A 17,457-nucleotide genomic window follows, 5' to 3' on the forward strand; every position below is an offset into this window, starting at 1 on the left:
TATGGACAACGACCTTGTGCAGCGCGCCCGTTGGGGCGACTTAGAGGGACAGAACTGGGCCGGCCTGGTCCGGCTGTCCTTCGAGGTCGACGAGGGTCCCGGCACCAATGGTGACGACGCTACCGGCACCACGGACGCCAAACCCGCGTTCCGGCCCATGACCGGGCGGGACATCAGGAGCCGCGACGAGCAAGAGAAGGACAGCCGGTCCTTCGTCGAGTCACGCGGGGGCCGGTACGTCTACACGTACGAGGAACCGGACACCAGCGCGTGGAAGCGTAAGCGCGTCCGTCTGCCCAACGGTGAGATCGGGTACCGCGTCATCCGCCCTGTCTTTGAGGGCGCGTTGGAGGATCTCAAGCGAGGTGTGGCACCGAATGGCGAGCGCCTTGACGGCCTGATCGTCTACGACATCGACCGCCTCACCCGCGATAACCGGCACCTCGAAGACGCCATCGAGGTCGTCGAGAACTTCAAGCGTCCGATCATCGACATCACAGGGACCCTCGACCTACTCACCGACAACGGCCGTACGGTCGCACGCATCGTGACGGCGACCAACAACAAGCAGTCCGCCGACACGGCTCGGCGAGTCGCGCGCAAGCACCGCGCACTGCAACAGGCAGGGATTCCCACGGGCGGGACTAGGCCGTTTGGTTGGAAGGAGGACAAACGCACCCTGGACCCGTACGAGTCCAAGTGGCTACGCCAGAGCGTTCATTGGCTGCTCGCGGGAAAGCCGATCTCCGCCGTCATCAGGAAGCTGAACGAGGCCGGAGTGACCACGGCGACGGGGCGCGAATGGTCGCACCCGGGGCTCAAGGCCGTCATGCGGAACCCCCGCTTGTGCGGGTATCGCTCGCGTCAGCTCAGCGACATCGACCCCGTGACGGGAACGGAGAACAAGCGGGTTGAGATCGTCTTGGACGATGAGGGCAAACCCGTGACCGGGCAGTGGGAACCCGTGATCTCCGTTGAGGAGTGGGAAGCGCTACGGGAGCTGCTCGGCTCGAACCCGGAACCGGGCCAAGGGCACAACACGCGCAAGTACCTGTTGCGCGGCACCCTCCGCTGCGACCGGAACGGATGCGGTGCACCCCTTCGGGTGGTCAAGGCGGAGAAGAGCCGCAACAAGCCAGAGGGCTACTTCTACTACACGTGCCCGAGCAGCGGCAGCGTGCCGTCAGGGTGCGGCGGCACGAAGATCGGCGGCCCGGAGGCCGACAAGGCGGTCTCGATGATGGTGATCGCGAAGCACCAGGAGGAAGCGGCCAAGCGGAAGGCAAATCCGGCGCCCACGACATGGGAGGGGGAAGAGGACCTCAACCGGGTCCGCGAGGACCTCGATGAACTCAAGCAGGCCCGCAAGGCGCGGATCATCACCGCGGAGACGTATTTCACGCAGCTCTCGGAACTCGAAGCCGAGAAGCGTCGGCTCACGACACAGCGGAACCGGATCTTGCGCAACAGGCACTCGGATCAGGGGAAGCCCGTCGATCTTGCCGAGACCTGGGGCGACCTGATGCTCAGCGAGCAGCGCGCCTACGTCGAGGATTCGTTGATTGCCGTGCTCGTCGCACGCGCAGTCGGACGCGGGAGGCCGGTCCGCGATCGTCTGACTCCGGTGTGGAGGCCGAAGGGGGAGCGGACGGAGACGGAACCGGAGGCTGGTTCCGAGTGACCTCCCAGTCAGGATGAGCGGGACGGGGGGCGACGGGCAGGCCGAGGATGGCGTTCACCCGTCGCCAGTCGCCGTCCGACCAAGCAGGCGCCTTGCGTGCTTGCTCTCTGGCCCAGGCCCAGTCCTCATCTCCTTCCAGGGGAAGCCTCAAGCAGACCTCCGTCCATGACTGACCCACTCGTCGACGACGGCCTCTCGATTGCGTGCCACGTCTTCCGCGATTCCGGCCGCGATGAGTGCCGCGCCGGGAGTGTGGCCGGAGCCGACGTAGCGCCAGTGCCGATCGGTGACCGTGCCGGGGACCTCGTCCTGCACTCCGCCGTGTCCCATGTGGTGGGCGCGTTCGGCGCGCAGTGCCGCGTACGTCGTCGAGTAGGCGCGGGACTTGGTCAAGATGTGCCCCCGGTACCCGAGCGTGTGCGCCCAGGTGCGGAGGTGAAGCGGCTCGTACTCGGGCAGACCACCAAGGCGCCAGCACACGCGCATGAGGGTGCGGACGTGTTCGCTCACGGGTGCCGCGTCGATGTCGTCCCAGGTCGTGGCCCTGTGATCGATGCCGGCGCCAGTCTCACTGGCTCCCTTGGTGACGTACTTGGCCACGTACGCGGCCACGGCGTCATCGTCCGGTCCGTCGCTGTCGGCGCGCAGCGGACGGGCGTCGACTTGGGAACCCCAGCGCAACGCCAGCTCACCCACGGCCAGGCTGTAGGGCGTGTTGACCACGACCCGCCGGGCCGAGGCGTGTACGGCGTCGATGAGCCGGTCCGCAGTACCCCAGGACGGGGGTTCGTCTTCGGGTCCGGCCGGGCCGTCGAGGCGGACCACGGCATGCACGTGAACGGCCGCCCGCTTCTGGTATTCGGCGACCCGGGCGAAGGACAGACGGGCGTGCTGGGCGAAGCGGGACTGTACGAGGCCGACCGAGGAGGCCAGGCGCCGCCGGACGTCGATGACGAACCGGTCCCACAGCTTGGACGCGTGCGCGTGCCACAGCACGTGGCCCATGTAGTCGTAGCAGTCGGGGCAGAGGGGTTGGCCGACGACCGAAGCGTCCGGGGTGTGGACGGTGCCGCAGCTGAGGGGGCAACCATGTTCGCACCTACCGCCGTCGCGGCGGGGGCGGCACAACTCCCCGGCACGGTGGACCGGCCCGAAGGACGGAGCCGTGAGGGTGACGAACAGCCGGGGCCGGTTGCGGACCGTGGCGGGGACGTTCTTGCCGCCGAGCAGGCCCGCACGGACCAGGTGGAAGGTGTCGCCCGCGTGGAGGCGAGAACACGGGGCGCAGACCGTCGCGCGCCGGTTCCGGCAGCGGACGAGGAGGCGTTCGTTCGGTTCGGTGCGGGTGTCGTAGTGGTGGAGGATCTCGCCGGTTACGGCGTCGAGGGTGCTGGTCGAGCCGGACAGGTGAACGGGGTTGGCGCAGCCGCCGGTACCGGCGATCTGCTCCAGCCAGCGGGGGAAGTTGGGGTCTTGCACGATGCGGATGGCGTCGCGGTCTACTTCGGGGAGCTGAAGCAGGCGCGCCGTGCGGTTGAGGACGGCGCGCCTGTCAGCCGGGGTGAACTCCGGGGTGATGGTGGTGACCTTCCGGGGTGGGCCGCCGCAGCGGCACGAGTGCTGGTGGGTGGCGCGCAGTCGGTCATGGGGATCACGTCCTTCTCGGTTGGTCGTTCGTGGGATCAGCGGATGGTTCCGGTACCTCGGCAGACGCGGCAGCGGCGCAGCCGTCCGGTCCAAGTCCTGCGGGCTCCGTCGCCCTTGCAGTGGGGGCACCTCACGCGGGGCATGGGCATGGCGCGCGTTCCTTTCTGCTCAGGTGTGGGAGAAGCCGCTGATGAACCAGGTCACGAGTCCGTGGATGGTGAATACGACGGGGGTCTGGCCGAGGTAGACGCCGAAGAGGCCGACGCAGACCGCTTCCCAGGCGCGCACGTCGCGGGAGCGGACGAGGAGGACGGTGATGATCCCGAAGATCACCGCGAACGTGAACGCCGTACCTTCGCTGATCACTTGACGTCTCCTTCCAGCGCCGCAAGGGCACGGTCCAGGGCGGGCAGACCGGGGGTCATGGCGGAGTACCTTCGAGCCGTCGCCACGGCCTCATCCGTCGGGGTCAGGTGGGAGCGGGCTCGACTCCAGCCGCCATCCGGGCCGGTGCACACGGCCACGCCTTGTTCCGTGGCTGTGATCGCCTGAGCGACGGCCACTGCGTCCTTGTTCAGGTCACCCAAGGTCATTTCGGCCGTGCCGGGGTCGTTGACGCGGTGGCAGATCCGGCCGCCGAGCTGGGCCCGCAGTGCGGTGACGCCGGGCCCTAGGTCAGAGCCGACCCGCTGTCCGGCGACGACCAGGTGCAGGCCGAGTGCGGCCCCCAGCTGCGCCAGCCGCAGCAGCAGGGTGGAGCATTGCTCCGCTTCCGCCTTGCCCTCCCGAGTCCCGTCGGACAGGTACAGCTCGGCGATCTCGTCGACGATCACCACGACCGGTATCGGGCGCAGCTTGTCGGGCAGCTCCCAGATCGAGCGGACTCCCGCCGCCCGGCACGCACTCATTCGGTCCTGCATGTCGACGACGAGCGCGAACAGGATCGCGACCGCCTCGCGTCGGCAGGTCGCCAGCGCGCTCAACCGCCCGGCGAACAGGCCGAGTTCCATGCCGCCCTTGCAGTCGATGCCGACCAGGGCGACGGGCTGCGACGCGAACTGAGTGATCAGGCGGGCCAGCAGGGTGGACTTGCCGGATCGAGTGGCCCCGGCGATGAGCCAGTGCGGCACCAGGCGAAGGTTCATGACCCAGGCGCCGCCGGTCTCCAGGGCGCCGATGAGCGCGGACAGCAGTTCGGCGGGTGCGGTGGCTAAGCCGGGCCGCTGAAGCGGATCGGTGGCCGTCGCGGTGAGCAGCACCAGGCCGCGTTCCGGCGAGGTGACCCGCACCGCGTGGACTTTCCACGCGTGCACGAGCGCGTCGGCCGCCTTCAGGTAGGTCGCCGGGGTCTGGCCCGCGTGCAGCCGCACGGTCACCGTCAGGCCCAGGCGAGTGGCGCGCGGGAACGAGGCCCGGGGCGCTACAGGCCGCAGCGGATCACCCTTGACCACCAGGTCCCCGAGCAGCCCACGCGGGGGCCGGCGGGAGACGGCGAGGTCGTTGAGCATGGCGACCTTGCGCCAGGTCGCGAGCACCCGGCACGCGGTGACCGGGTAGCCGGTGACGTACCAGTGCCAGGCCGGATGGTGGCGGCGCACCAGGTCACCGACAACCAGCAGCCACGCCAGTACGGCGAGCGCGAAGGCGAGCAGGATCGGCCCCATCACGCGTCACCGCCCTTGGCGTGCGCGGCAGTTGAGTGCACGGGCGTGATGGCGTCGGCACGGAAGCTGATTCCGTGCCGGTCGCCCATGGCCCAGGCGAACGCGGTCAGTCCGGTGACGCGGAGGATCTGGCCTTCCTCGATGCCCTTCGGCTGACCGCTGACGGCGATCTCGATGACGGAGATACGGCGCCTGTCCTGCCGCACTGTGACCGCCACGGTCCAGACCGGGTTGCCCTCCCGGTCCCTCTTCACCTCCTGCGTGTCGGGGTTGCTGAGCTTTGCTTCGGGCGCGATGGCGCACCGCAGTACGCCGAGCCGCGCCGTGTCCACGGGAATGGCCTGCATTTCTGTGGCCTCCTTGGCCAGTCGGGACGCCAACTCACATGCTGACGTCACTTGTCCTTACGAGTTATGACTATGAGGCTCTGTACGGCGAGAGCGCAACTACTTATGCTGACGAGTGATGTCGCGCGTGCGACGTGACTACGACCTCAACCCGGAGAAGTCGCCATGTCGGAGATCCAGCGCCCCGGAGCCCTCTACCAGCAGGTGGCCGCCGCCATCCGCGAAGCGATCCTGTCGGGCGAGTTCGCGCCCGACTCCCTGTTGCCGTCCGAAGCCCAGCTCATGGCCCGCTACGGCGTCTCCCGCCCCACGGTCCGCAACGCGATCGCGGCACTGCGCGCGGAAGGTCTGATCGACGTCCGGCACGGCAAGGGCAGCTTCGTGCGCTCTAGCGGACAGCCCGTCCTCACCATCGAGCGTCGCATCAGCCGCACCACCGAGGGCAAGTTCGTGATGCCCAACGGCGATGTCTGGGACGAAGCCGAGGAGCCGAGCACCTACCGCACCCACACCACGAAGGGCACCGGACGACTCCTCCAACTCGGCGAGGAAGAAGCCCTGTTCGGTTGCGACCGTCTGCTCATCGACCCGAGCACCGGGACACGGGCCATGCACCGCACGTTGATCCCGTTCGAGGTCGCCGAGGCTGTCACTCTGCTCGGCAAGGAGCCGTGCAAGCCTCCGGCAGCGATCTACTGGGTACTCACCCAGGCCGGACACAAGCTGTCCTGGACCGAGACGGTCCGCGCACACATGCCGCCGCCTGACGAGCGGACCGCGCTCCGACTCCCGGATGCCACGCCGATCCTGCACGTGGCCCGCGTCGCGCACGGTGCCGACGACCGCCCGTTGTTCCTCGAAGAGCTTCGCGTCGGCGCTGACCGTGCCGAACTCGCCTATCAGATCACCGCCGACAGGCAGCCCGCGCGACGCCGCCCGGCATGATCGCCAACAGCAATCGGTCGAAACAGCCTTCACTTCCTCAAGGGCGCGCCTGCGGCGCGCCGGGGCGCCCGGCCGCCCCGGCCGGGCGTGCGGCGTGGCCGCCGATCCCGTCCGGTCGGCCAGCGCCCCGCACCGCAGCACGCCGGAGGAATCAGAGCGTCGACCGGCCGCCGCAGGCCGGGGCGTGGTGGGCTGGGGGTCGACGGCCTCCGAGACTTTAGGCAGCCACCATGGGGCGAGCCTCGAAGAACAGGGGGCCGATCGAGCTATTGCGGGCAGCTCCAAGGACTGCCCGATCCGCTGGCGAGCGTAAGGCCCCCTGTTCACTCGCCCCATGGCAGCTCCAGCCCAAAGTCTCTGCGGCCGGCGACGTGCCCACGCGCACCACTCACCAGCAAGAAGGTGACTCATCGTGCACCGCCGTCGCCGCCCGCGAGCGCCTCCAGGAGCTGAGAAAGCCGGTCCACATCATCGGGCCACCCCGCCAGACGGACGACACCGCGACCGTGCTCGTTCGTCGAAGCGACAGCACGTACGGCGGACGGCTCAAGGCCCACGCCAAGGAACGCTCGGTTCAACCGGTCGGCAGCCTCACGCGCCCCCCGCCACCCCGCGATGTAGTCGACACCGGACACCCAGAGACTGGACTCCGCGCCGGTCGTGTCGAGACCGTCGCTCAGCCAGTCGTCACCGAAGCCGGTCATCTTGCCCACCTCTGCCCTGATCTAGGTAATGGATCGTCAACTTCCTTGCACCAGGGCGGAAATGCAGCACGACGGCCCCGGTACCATCAGGCACCGGGAACCGCCGTGTTCCCAGCCGGGCCACCCTTCGCTTTCCAGGGCTGATGGGGTGGCCCGGTCTCGGTATCAGGTTGTGAAGCGCGGCCTCTCCGGGAGGGGAGCCCCCGGTCGTACGAGAGGCCGCGCCCCTTGGCCGGAGTGGTCAGACTCCGGCCAGTGACCGGGCCGCCGCCCGCTCCCGATCGCGAGGGAGCAGAGCAGGGCGGCGCCCCGGCATCTGTCAGGCCAAGTAATCGGCCCTCAATTGATCAAGATCGAAGCGACACCACACGGTCTTGCCGCCTCTGGTGCCGGGCGACCACCACACCGACTCCGCCAACCGCTGAGCGATGAGCAATCCGCGTCCCCGGTCCGGCAGCAACGCTTCGACGAAGTCGCCCGCCAGCTCGGGAGAGACGAAGTCGCCCGGCGGAAGGTCAGGCGGTGTCGAGTCCTCATCCGAGACACCGAGGACCAGCACCTCGGGCCACGTCATCAAGGACACGTCGATGCGTCGACCGGCACCCGGCTGCGCCAGGCAGTTGTCAGGCACCGCGTGGTGCACGACGTTGCCGACCAGTTCCGACACGACAAGCTGTGCAGCATCGACCGCGTGTGGCAATCCCCAGGTCTGGAGGTAGGAACTGACCATGTCCCGCGCGGCTTTGGCACAGTCCGGCGATTCTGCGTAGACCGCCAGTGAACGGAAGTGCCCGTTCGCCGGGTCGTAGATCGAGCGACGCGTAGCGCACGCTATCGGGGCGTTCGCTGCGTGTTTGCTCTGCTGTGCTTCCACCGCGTTCCCTCCCGAACACTGACGGGCCCGGTAGCCCGTCGATCTGTGCAGACCAGTGAACGGCGCGGGAAGCTCAGCCGGGAGTGTTCACCAGGGGGTTCACGTGAACACCGGCAAATGCAAAGGGGGTTCACCAATGAACCCCCCAACGCGATACTGCTGTGACACGATGAACACTCGCTGTCATTCTCGGGTTGGCAGGGGAGCATGAGCCGAGAGCCAAACGCGCAGTTGATCGCCGTCATGGACGAAGCGAAAGTCTCGAATAAGGGCCTTGCGAAGCGCATGAAGGACGAGGGCGCCGAGCGCGGTATTGACCTGCGGACAACGCACATCGCCGTTGGGCGATGGCGAGACGGCTTCGGCATCAGGCCGGAGGCAGCGGCACTCATGGCGGACGTTCTCTCGGCCAAACTCGGGCGCCGCATCACACCGGGCGATCTCGGCTTCTTCGACCACACCAAGTCAACGGCTCCCGAGCCGGTCGGCTATGCGAGCACTGTTCCCGACGTCCTGTCCGTGCTTGACGGCCTCACCCACGAGCACGCCGACGCCAGCGTTTCGGACCAACTGATCGTCGCGGACACCGAGCTCAGCTCCGCCGTCCTGTCATGGATGATCGCGCGTCCCGACGGCATCCAGGCCGACAGACCTGCTCACCGACGAGTCGGCATGCGCGACGTTCGCGCGATCAGGGAAGCCGCAGGCTTGTTCATGCAGCTCGACTTCAAGTACGGCGGAGGCCATGGCCACAAGGCACTTCGCCACTACTTCCGCGAGGACGTCTTGCCCTTACTGGACGCGAGCTACAGCGAGAAGGTAGGCACCGCGTTATTCGGCGCCGCCGCCGAGATCTCCCAGTTGCTCGCGTGGACCGCATACGACGTCGGCAACCACCGGCTCGCCCATCGCTACCTGACCTCCACGCTGCGCCTGTCGCAGGTCATCGACGACCGCATGTTCGGCGCCCGCATCCTCGGCAATCTCAGCCACCAGGCCAACTACCTTGGTAACCACGCCCAGGCCGTCCAGCTAGCCCGCGCCGCCGTCGAGGGCGCCAAGGGCCGAGCAACCCCGCGTGTCATGGCGTTGAGCTCGGCGATGGAGGCCCGCTCCCTCTCTAACGCAGGCGACCCCATCGCGGCAGGGCGCGCCATGAACGAGGCCGAACGCCACTTCGAGCGTGCCGAGAACACCGAAGACCCGACATGGATCAGCTACTTCGACTCAGCAGAGCTCATGGGCGAACTCTGCCACTGCTTCCGCGATCTCAAGATGCGCCGGGAAGCCGTCGACCAGGCCCAGCGCGCCGTGGACAGCACCGACCCGAAATACGCCCGAACCCTTGGCTTCTGCCGCATGGTCCTCGCCCAAAGCCAGCTACTCAACGGCGAGTTGGAAGCCGCCGTCACCACCGCGAGCCTCGCAGTCGACGGCGGCGACTCCCTCCAGTCCAACCGCTTCCAGCGCTACGTGACCGACTTCCAGAACGAGGTCAGCGTGCACGTAGCGAACCCCACCGTGGTCGCCTTCAACGAGAAGGTGCACGACGCGCTTACCCGCCTCGACGAGGACGACGAGTAGCAGCTACCAGGGCCGCCAGTTCCGAGGCGCATCGTCGTTCCGCAGACCAGCGATGCGCCGGCGATACTCAGCCGCGGTCTGCTCATCCTCCTGCACGTTCTGCATGAGCCACGTCGTCATGCCGAACTCTTGGATGCCCCGCAGCGTCTCGTACCCGTGCCAGTCGTACAGGTCACGCCCGTATGCGGCCACGAAGTCGGCGTACTGCTCGTCTGTCTGCCAGCCAAGGCTGTGGTGCTCCACGGACGTGACCATGAGATCCCACTCAGGGTGGTCGTAGCAGAAGGCCTCGAAGTCGATCAGGATCACTCGCCCCTGATCGTCGACCATGAGGTTCTGCACGTGGGCATCCCCATGCACCGGCCCCTTGGGTGTCTCGAACTTCAACTCGGCGTACTTGTCGTGCAGTTCACGCCACCGCTTCCGCAAGAAGACCTTGTCATCGTCCGGGATCACGGCCCGTTCCATCCGCAGCTCTTGCTTGTCGAATGGGTCGAACGACGGGAGTTCCAGACCATCCGGAACGGTCAGAGAGTGCAGATCCTGCAGGACGCCACCCAGCTCCCCGTACGTCGCCTTGCGATCACCCTCCACGATCAGATGCCAGAACGTCACCGGGTGCCCCTCGATCAGGAAAGGCTGCTCAAGATCTTCGATGATTCGGGCGGCAGGGAATCCCTCCTCCGCCAGCCACAGCGACACGGCCACTTCGGTACGTGCGGTGGGCAGCCACTCTTCCCCCCGGGCCACACGCACGATCACCGGCGCCGAGGCCAGCCGGAACAACGCGTTCTCTCCAAGGCGAATCAACTTCGCGCCTCTGCCATCGAGCCCCGCGGCCCGGCACGCGGCAGCCATCACCCGCGTAGCCCTCGCCGACGTGAACCCCTCTTCCGTGCGAGCAGCGTCAACCGCCATGCCCGTACCAGCTCCCCTAGTCGCGCGCGATCAACCAGCGCACGCCCACGGGTGACCAACCCGACGCACGCCGGACACGACCACGACCGTATCTGTCTGACAGGGGCTTGAACCGTTCCGGGTTTGATCGAGACTCTAGGTCGTGACTGTGACCTTGGGTTTCGTGGTTTCGCGGTAGTACTTGGTCTCGTATTCGGCGGGCGGGATGTGCCCTATTTCACCGTGGAGCCGACGGTGGCAGTACCAGTCGACCCATTCGGCGGTGGCGAGTTCGACCTCGGAAAGCGTCTTCCAGGGCCGACGGGGCTTGATCAACTCGGCCTTGAACAGGCCGATCATGGACTCCATGAGGGCATTGTCGTAGGCGTCGCCGACCGATCCGATCGACGCGGCGATGCCTGCGCGGTCGAGGTGTTCGGCGAGCGCGAACGATGTGTACTGCGAGCCGGCATCGGAGTGATGTATCAACTCGCCTTTCTCGTAAGGGCGTTGGTCTCGGTCGCGCTGCCACAAGGCCATCTCGAGGGCGTCCAGGACGAGCCGTGTCTCCTTCGATGTGGCTGCTGCCCAGCCGACGATGCGGCGGGAGAAGGTGTCCACGACGAAGGCGACGTAGACGACGCCGGCGAACGTGGTGACGTGGGTGAAGTCGGCGACCCAGCAGCGGTTCGGGGCGGGGGCGACGAAGTCGCGGTCCACGAGGTCCGGGGCCCGTTCCGCGCTCGCGTCGGGGATCGTGGTGATCACCTTTTTGCCGCGGACCGCTCCGGTGATGCCGAGTTCGCGCATGAGGCGTTCGACGGTGCAGCGGGCGACCGCGACCTCCTGGCGGTTCAGGTGCCGCCAGATCTTCCGGGCGCCGTAGACACGGTAGTTGGCCTCGTACGCCTGTGTGATCAGAGTCTTCAGTTCGGCGTCGCGGACGGTGCGGGCTGCGGGTGCGGCCTGGCGTTTGTGGTGGGCGTAGTAGGTGGACGGGGCGATCTTGCAGTCGTGGTCGGTGAGGACCCGGCAGATCGGCTCGACGCCGCCGAAGCGGTCCTTGTGCTCGTCGATGAACGCTACGAGCGTGTGTGTGGCCGGTCGAGCTCGGCCGCGAAGAAAGACGCCGCGGCTTTGAGGATGTCGTTGGCCCGTTTCAGCTCGGCGTTCTCCTTTTTCAGCCGCTTCAGCTCGGCCGACTCCTCGCTCGTCGTGCCCGGACGGGTCCCGGCGTCGATCTGGTCCTGCCGCACCCACTTGCGCAGCGTCTCGGTCGTGCCGATGCCCAGCTTCTGGGCGACCGCTTTCATCGCGGCCCACTCGGTGTCGTACTCCGGCCGCACCTCGGCGACCATCCGCACCGCACGACGGCGCAGCTCAAGCGGGTACTGGGAAGGACGTGCCATAACTCGATCCTCTCAAACGATCGAGTCCCTACCGAACCCGGAACGGTTCAGCTTCTGCGAGTCCCCAATGCTGCGCCGTTTCTCGGCAACCACCTGTCTCAAATGCGCTCTTTAGTAGAAAACACATGTTGAGGGTGCCAAGATTCATCACACCTCAACGGTGCCATCACGAGTCGTCAACCAGACGCACAGAAAGGGGGGCGCCCCAAAAGGGCAGAGCGAGACAAACTAAACCGAAAGGATTTCCTTAGTGATCAACCTAGAGCAGTCACGCAAGACGTTTCATGAAATCCGCAGGCTTCCCGTGCAGAATTTCTGGAAGACGTACTTCGAGACATGCGGTCGGCAAGACGTCCTCACTAATCCGAAATTCTCCGAGTACTTCGCCTGGAAACCCCATCGATCAAATTGCCCGGACGTCCAGGCGCTCATGGATCAGCTCATCGAGACCATTCCGGAGTCGTGGCGCTCCAGAGCCAGGAAGATTTTCGCTGGCAGAAATCTCGATGGAATGGCCAACGCCGAGGCATGGCGCGACGGCGAAGTTGGGGTGATTGAGCTAAATTACGGGATCACCTCCGCCGCCATGATCTACAGCGTGCTCTATTGCAAATACTACGAGATGGTCCACACCCTCGGAGGAGAGGTGGATTTCACGGACGATGACGAAGAAACCCTTATGATGATCCTTGAGGAGGTTGGAGACGCTGGATTCACGCCTATCCTAATCGCCGAGCGCGAGAAGGAGTCCTGGCATTCAAACCGGAGCGTCTTCGCAGGACACGAGCTACTTAGAGACCTCCCATCCTCACGAAAGGAAGACGAGTATCACAATACCGTCAGAGCTATCGAAGAATTTATCCTGGCTCACGAGTTAGCACATCACTTGCTTGGCCATACCGTTGACTACTACCCCCGGTCGAGGCAAAACGAAATCCATCTCGAACGCGTCATGCAGAAATACGGGATTGAGCTTCCCGACGAGAACCTGAATGATGAGCAGCTACAGGAATTGAAAGCGGATACCCTAGCTCTCCTCATGATGACCGGCGCGCTGATTGACGAGACAACTGCGCCGAGAATTTATCGAGCATTGGCAGGTTCCATTATTGGACTTACGGCGCTGGCCCACATATACGACACGTGGGTCGTGCCGGACGACGCAGGCGAAACACACCCTGACTTTCTCACGCGATTTGATGGTGCAGCAAGAGTAATCAGGGCCGTATCTAAGGAAATTCCCGTAGGTATCGAAGGCGGGCACCCGCTTGGATTTCTTACTCAGGTGACCGGGTTCGTATCTATCATCCTGAACAACTGGCTGGCCAAACACCTTGAGGACCATCGTCCTGTTGATGTCCTTGTGCTGACCAACTGGCTCTTCGAGCGAGGCATGGAGATGGAGAAAGAGCTGAAGCAGCTGGGCCTGATGAATAGTTGACACAAAGCCAGCCACCAGGGCGTGCATGAGGGTCGTCCTCCCCCTCGGACCCACACCACCGAACCGCTCTGTGATGCTTTGACTAATTCTTCATCGATGACGACACCATCGGAGTAAGTCCATCAGCATCCGTGAGCCAGCCCAACCCCAGAAGGCCGACTGCTGTGGCCAGATCCACAGGATATCCATGGGTAGGTCGGCTCAATATTAAAATCGGACATTCAGATATCGCACTATTGAGCGCACCACCGTTCATTATAGGAAATGACCATGCTTTCCATAGCTCGGGTTTCTCCGTACAAGTCACCGCCTTCCCGATAAAGGTCAGCGGCTTGACGATAGGCATCGATAGACTCATCGAATCGCCGCAGCCTTAGTAGCGCGCCACCACAGTTTGCGATTGCCCTGGCTCTACGATGCATGTCACCAAAGCGCTCGAAGATTTGTGCAGCTTCCTGGTGAACACGGAGCGCTTCACGGAAACGCCTCAGCCGATACAAGGCCGTGCCTTGGTTGTCCAGGGCTCCAGCCAGCCGATGCTGGTCACCGATTTCTCGGAATACGGCCGATGCCTGCTGGTGAAGATTTAGAGCTTTACTGAAATCCTGTAGTCCCTGAAGTGCCGTTCCCTGATTGTCCAGTGCTGTGGCTATGCGATACTGATCGTCTAGATCTTCAAAAATGTCCGCGGCTCGACCGTGAGCATCAAGTGACTCCTCGAAGAGAGACAACTCCATCAGCGCCACGCCTAGATTTGTGAGAGCGCCGGCTTCACTCTGCCAGTCACCGAGTTCCTGGAAAACGGATGCAGCGTGCCGGTGAAGCTGAGCCGCTTCGTTGAAACGCCGAACTCCCTGGAGGGATACTCCGCTAGCATCCAGCGCTTTCTGTTCCTCAAGTCGATCCCCGGTTTCTCGAAGAATCTCTATTGCCTGCTGGTAGGTTTCGGCGGCCTCCTCAAAACGTCGCGCGTCCTGCAGGTCCAGACCCAAGTTATGAAGTACTCCACCTTCGCGCTGACGGTCGCCCAGTTCATGGAAAATAGCTACCGCCTGCCGATGAGCTTCGATCGCCTCATCAAACCGCCGCACTTGACGCAAGACAAGCCCCAGGTTGTTCTGAGCAGTTGCTTGCCCATGCCGATTTCCAGTCGCCTGAGTAGCCCGCACGGCCACCTGAGCAGTTTCCAACCATTCCTGGACATGGCGACGCCAATTCAAGAAAGCACTCAGAGCCAAAGAAAGCAGTGCGGCTATGGTGAGAAGATTCCCTTCTTCCGCAAAGTCCACAGCCGCGACCAGACATTCATGCTCATCATCAAGCCAGGACAATGCAGCGGAGCGGTTGGCAAAGCGTTCCGTATCACCCCCATCAGGCATGACCTGGAAGAAGGAATTTGCGGCGCGAGTGCTAGTCAGGAGATGGTCAAGGAGACGGTTTATGGCAGCCTGACGTTGATCAGCATCAGCTTGTTCCCGGCCATGCTCATCGGCGTAAAGGCGAATCAGGTCGTGCATACCCCAGCGCTCACTCTGCCGCTTTTCCAGTAGATGCGCACGGGTGAGCCCCGCGAGGAGTCTCCGCGTAGTGGCGACTGGGCGGTCAAGCAGAACTGCAGCAGTCTCCGTAGAGATTTCTGGCCCAGGTGCGAGAGCTAGCAAGCGAAAGGCGCGCGCTCGTTCGCTGTCGTCACTAAGTAGTTGACTGTAAGACAGGTCAAAAGCAGCACGTACTGAGAGAGGACGACCCTGTTCATCGACATCGTCGTACTGAAGAATTTCCAGACGCGTTCGAGCATCGCTCAGATCGGCGATCGCGTCGGCTAGTGGTCGATCTGGTTCGTCCCGAAGCAGCGCCGCGATGATATGCAGGGCCAGCGGCAATCGTCCACATAGCTTGGCGAGGCGCTTGGCGTCCGCGAGATGATCCGATACTCGGTTGTCATCCGGGTGGGTCGCTTGTAGCGCCGCCTGAAGAAGTTCAACGGCCTCATGTAGAGGCAGGGCTGTGACTTCCACACGGTGGGCGGACAGGGCCGAAAGAGTATGCCGGGATGTAACGATCACGCGATGGGGCGGGCCGGGCAACAATGGTGAAACCTGCACAGCGGCCGCAGCGTTGTCCAACACTGCCAGCAGAGGGTTGTCGTTCTCGGCAAGGCAATCTAGGCGTGCGCGCCATGAATCCAATTTCGCCTCGGGGGTCGGCGGTATGGCGGCATCCGCCACTCCCAGCGCGCGCAGAAATTGTTCGGCGGTAGTGCCTGCCTGTTGCGCACCACCGTGGCTATAACCGTGCAAATCAGCGAAGAGAATTCCGCCTGTAAACCAACCGCGGCTACGGGCCTGGTGTGAGGCGTGTACCGCCAGAGCAGTCTTCCCTGCGCCCCCCATGCCTACGATGGTCGAGGTAACCGGCGCGCCTGGAGAAGACTGCGTACTTGGATCGAGTTGATCAAGCAGTACCTCCAGCGGGCCCCTGCGACCGGTGAAACCCACTGGGTCGGGCGGTAGGGTCACTGGCCCATGAGCCGGCACGGACGCGTCGGCCGCACCCTGCGCCGACCTAGGTCGGCCACCTTGGTTGGCCGATCGCTCCTTTCGGGCCACGGCAAGCATCTGCAGCCACGCACCCTCTGAGCGTTTTTGGTATGGGACGTCGTGCGGTACCCGGGTCTGAAGGAAGGCAATCAGCACCTTGAAGTACCGCTCCGATCTCTGACCGGGTACAGACTTGGCGGTCAGCCAATCGTCGATGGTTGCGATGCCGATACGAAGTGGTGGTTGCTGTTCCTTGCCAAGCTTGACCAGTCGGTTGAGCGAAGGCCTTCGCGCCGCGTCATACAACCTGCGCAGTTCGCCCCAGAACCGCTCCGCAGCCCCGCTCACGAAGACGCACCGCCTGTCCGGGCCATCCGGAACATCTCATGCCCGGAAATCCTGTTCTTGCCGTGCTGACCAGCCTACTTACCACGCGACGCCTAGGAAGCAGATCGCCGGAAACCCTCCGGAAGATGGACACCTGTGCCATCAGCGCCCGGCAGGAGACGACCACCGGGCCCGTACCGGAGGTCTTTCCTCTATGTCCGTCCTGCCCCAGGTGTTCTACGACGGGGCCGTCCTTGGCGGCGCCGCTAGTGTCCTCTACGCGGTGACAGTGGCCACCACCGCTGTTACCTCAGTCCTTGCCCGCTCCTCGGAACGGCGCCGCGACGCACGCGAGACTCTCAAGGTCCTGCTGGGCCGTCGGCCTGCGCGTTGACCTTTCCTCCGCGGGGTCACGAGCGAAAGGTGACATTGCGTCAGCACTAACGAGGGGGCAGGCCCAACGGTCTGCCCCCTCATCACGTTCAGTCCGTCATGGGCAGGTGCACCCGGTTCCCGCTCGCCGCGGCCTCCTCCGGCGACGCTCCCTCAGAAGCCCCACCACCGATCCGCTCTGTGATGCGCCGGGTTCACTGTCAGTGCCGGCCGATAGACTTGCAACTTTGGCTCGTAGCAGCCAGAAGACACAACATGTAGTAGCAAACAGAGCTAACGTGCCCACAAGTTGTGGTTGAGGCAAGACTTTCACCAGGGGAACGCGGTACGATCTGACGCAGCGTGAAAGACCCCAGCTCGGAAGGGCCGAATTGGGGTCGGCACTGCCTGAGCTGGGGTCTATGTGCGTTTGGTAGGCGCCTGTTGACCCTATATGGAGTCGGCTTCCTCATGAAGCCTCACGGCTCTTCAGGCTGGTGTCCAGCGTGAAGGGCGGGTGATCGAAGATGGCTACCAAGAAGATCAACCCCGGCACCCCGGCACCCAACTCCGGGCAGTACCGCCCCGTTGGGGGCGGCAGCGAGGTGACCGCTGTTCAGGGGAAGCCACTGCCGCCGACCCCGAAGTCGGGGCAGGGCTGGAAGCTGGTTGACAAGACCAAGCACAAGCCCAAGGGCAAGTAGTTAGTAGAGGGGGCAGGCCGAACGGTCTGCCCCCTCGTCGTTTCAGTCCGCCAGGGGCAAGTACACGCGGTTGCCGCTCGCCGCGAACTCCTTCGACTTCTGCAGCATCCCCTCAGCGACCTCATCAGCCGTCGCCCCCGCAGCCGCCGTACCGCCGAACTGCTTTGTGATGCTTTGGCTAATCTTCATCGACTAGAACTTCAGCCCGCATACGGGGCATGCCGCCCCAGAAACGGGGTGTCGCCCTCATGGGTCCATGGCGGGTTCAGCGGCATCAGGAACCATGATGTTGACTATCTAGATCACCTGCACAGGGGGCAC

The 17,457-nt window shown here is 64.5% G+C and carries 15 protein-coding genes; 5 read left to right on the plus strand and 10 right to left on the minus strand.

From position 1 onward, the window contains the following. Position 1 precedes the first annotated feature (1 nt). Positions 2-1,681 carry a recombinase family protein gene (locus tag OG303_RS24875; RefSeq protein WP_405870994.1) on the plus strand — a complete coding sequence of 560 codons (1,680 nt, stop codon included), beginning with the start codon at positions 2-4 and terminating at the stop codon, positions 1,679-1,681. Between the two features lie 147 nt (positions 1,682-1,828). Here the strand turns inward: OG303_RS24875 and OG303_RS24880 are convergent, their stop codons facing one another. The 4 genes from OG303_RS24880 to OG303_RS24895 form a co-directional block, all read right to left on the minus strand. Beyond that, entirely contained in the window at positions 1,829-3,163 is a 1,335-nt protein-coding gene (locus OG303_RS24880; protein ID WP_405877466.1) for a replication initiator, read from the minus strand. Between the two features lie 333 nt (positions 3,164-3,496). Then, entirely contained in the window at positions 3,497-3,694 is a 198-nt protein-coding gene (locus tag OG303_RS24885) for a hypothetical protein (protein ID WP_020130201.1), read from the minus strand. Then, entirely contained in the window at positions 3,691-4,992 is a 1,302-nt protein-coding gene (locus OG303_RS24890; RefSeq protein ID WP_405870995.1) for an FtsK/SpoIIIE domain-containing protein, read from the minus strand. Before OG303_RS24890 ends, OG303_RS24885 begins: the two co-directional genes overlap by 4 nt. Continuing rightward, positions 4,992-5,339 (minus strand): hypothetical protein, encoded by a 348-nt coding sequence (locus OG303_RS24895; RefSeq protein WP_405870996.1) that lies wholly within the window; start codon positions 5,337-5,339, stop codon positions 4,992-4,994. The genes OG303_RS24890 and OG303_RS24895 overlap by 1 nt, the downstream gene beginning before the upstream one ends. A 165-nt stretch (positions 5,340-5,504) precedes the next feature. On the opposite strand from OG303_RS24895, the gene OG303_RS24900 reads away from it, so the two are divergent. Beyond that, complete coding sequence (locus OG303_RS24900; RefSeq protein ID WP_405870997.1) at positions 5,505-6,284, plus strand: GntR family transcriptional regulator; 780 nt, start codon at positions 5,505-5,507, stop codon at positions 6,282-6,284. Between the two features lie 407 nt (positions 6,285-6,691). Here the strand turns inward: OG303_RS24900 and OG303_RS24905 are convergent, their stop codons facing one another. Further along, positions 6,692-6,988 carry a hypothetical protein gene (locus tag OG303_RS24905; protein ID WP_405870999.1) on the minus strand — a complete coding sequence of 99 codons (297 nt, stop codon included), beginning with the start codon at positions 6,986-6,988 and terminating at the stop codon, positions 6,692-6,694. 319 nt (positions 6,989-7,307) lie between these two features. Then, on the minus strand, positions 7,308-7,862 hold the full coding sequence (locus OG303_RS24910; protein WP_405871001.1) for an ATP-binding protein: 555 nt from the start codon (positions 7,860-7,862) through the stop codon (positions 7,308-7,310). A 207-nt stretch (positions 7,863-8,069) separates the two neighbouring features. Between OG303_RS24910 and OG303_RS24915 the strand changes: the two genes are divergently transcribed. Next, on the plus strand, positions 8,070-9,446 hold the full coding sequence (locus tag OG303_RS24915; RefSeq protein ID WP_405871002.1) for a sporulation protein: 1,377 nt from the start codon (positions 8,070-8,072) through the stop codon (positions 9,444-9,446). A gap of 3 nt (positions 9,447-9,449) precedes the next feature. Here OG303_RS24915 and OG303_RS24920 read toward each other — a convergent pair whose 3' ends face one another. Both OG303_RS24920 and OG303_RS24925 read right to left on the minus strand, forming a co-directional pair. Next, positions 9,450-10,364 carry a phosphotransferase enzyme family protein gene (locus OG303_RS24920; RefSeq protein ID WP_405871004.1) on the minus strand — a complete coding sequence of 305 codons (915 nt, stop codon included), beginning with the start codon at positions 10,362-10,364 and terminating at the stop codon, positions 9,450-9,452. A 135-nt stretch (positions 10,365-10,499) separates the two neighbouring features. Beyond that, positions 10,500-11,752, minus strand: a protein-coding gene (locus OG303_RS24925) for an IS3 family transposase (RefSeq protein ID WP_405863487.1) whose coding sequence is annotated in 2 segments (ribosomal slippage) — positions 10,500-11,470 and positions 11,470-11,752 — 1,254 coding nt in all. Because the reading frame shifts where the segments join, the coding sequence is not laid out codon by codon here. A gap of 250 nt (positions 11,753-12,002) precedes the next feature. Here OG303_RS24925 and OG303_RS24930 point away from each other — a divergent pair. Beyond that, positions 12,003-13,193, plus strand: a complete 1,191-nt coding sequence (locus tag OG303_RS24930) for a hypothetical protein (protein WP_405871006.1) — start codon at positions 12,003-12,005, stop codon at positions 13,191-13,193. A gap of 233 nt (positions 13,194-13,426) precedes the next feature. Here the strand turns inward: OG303_RS24930 and OG303_RS24935 are convergent, their stop codons facing one another. Next, the gene (locus OG303_RS24935) at positions 13,427-16,081 is read right to left on the minus strand and encodes an ATP-binding protein (protein WP_405871008.1); all 2,655 of its coding nucleotides are present in this window, start codon (positions 16,079-16,081) and stop codon (positions 13,427-13,429) included. An 878-nt stretch (positions 16,082-16,959) separates the two neighbouring features. Between OG303_RS24935 and OG303_RS24940 the strand changes: the two genes are divergently transcribed. Continuing rightward, entirely contained in the window at positions 16,960-17,136 is a 177-nt protein-coding gene (locus tag OG303_RS24940) for a hypothetical protein (RefSeq protein ID WP_405871010.1), read from the plus strand. Positions 17,137-17,178: 42 nt separating this feature from the next. On the opposite strand, the gene OG303_RS24945 is transcribed toward OG303_RS24940, so the two are convergent. Further along, entirely contained in the window at positions 17,179-17,325 is a 147-nt protein-coding gene (locus tag OG303_RS24945) for a hypothetical protein (RefSeq protein WP_405871012.1), read from the minus strand. Positions 17,326-17,457 lie beyond the last annotated feature (132 nt).

This window comes from Streptomyces sp. NBC_00005 (genome assembly GCF_045160215.1).
GTDB lineage: Bacteria > Actinomycetota > Actinomycetes > Streptomycetales > Streptomycetaceae > Streptomyces.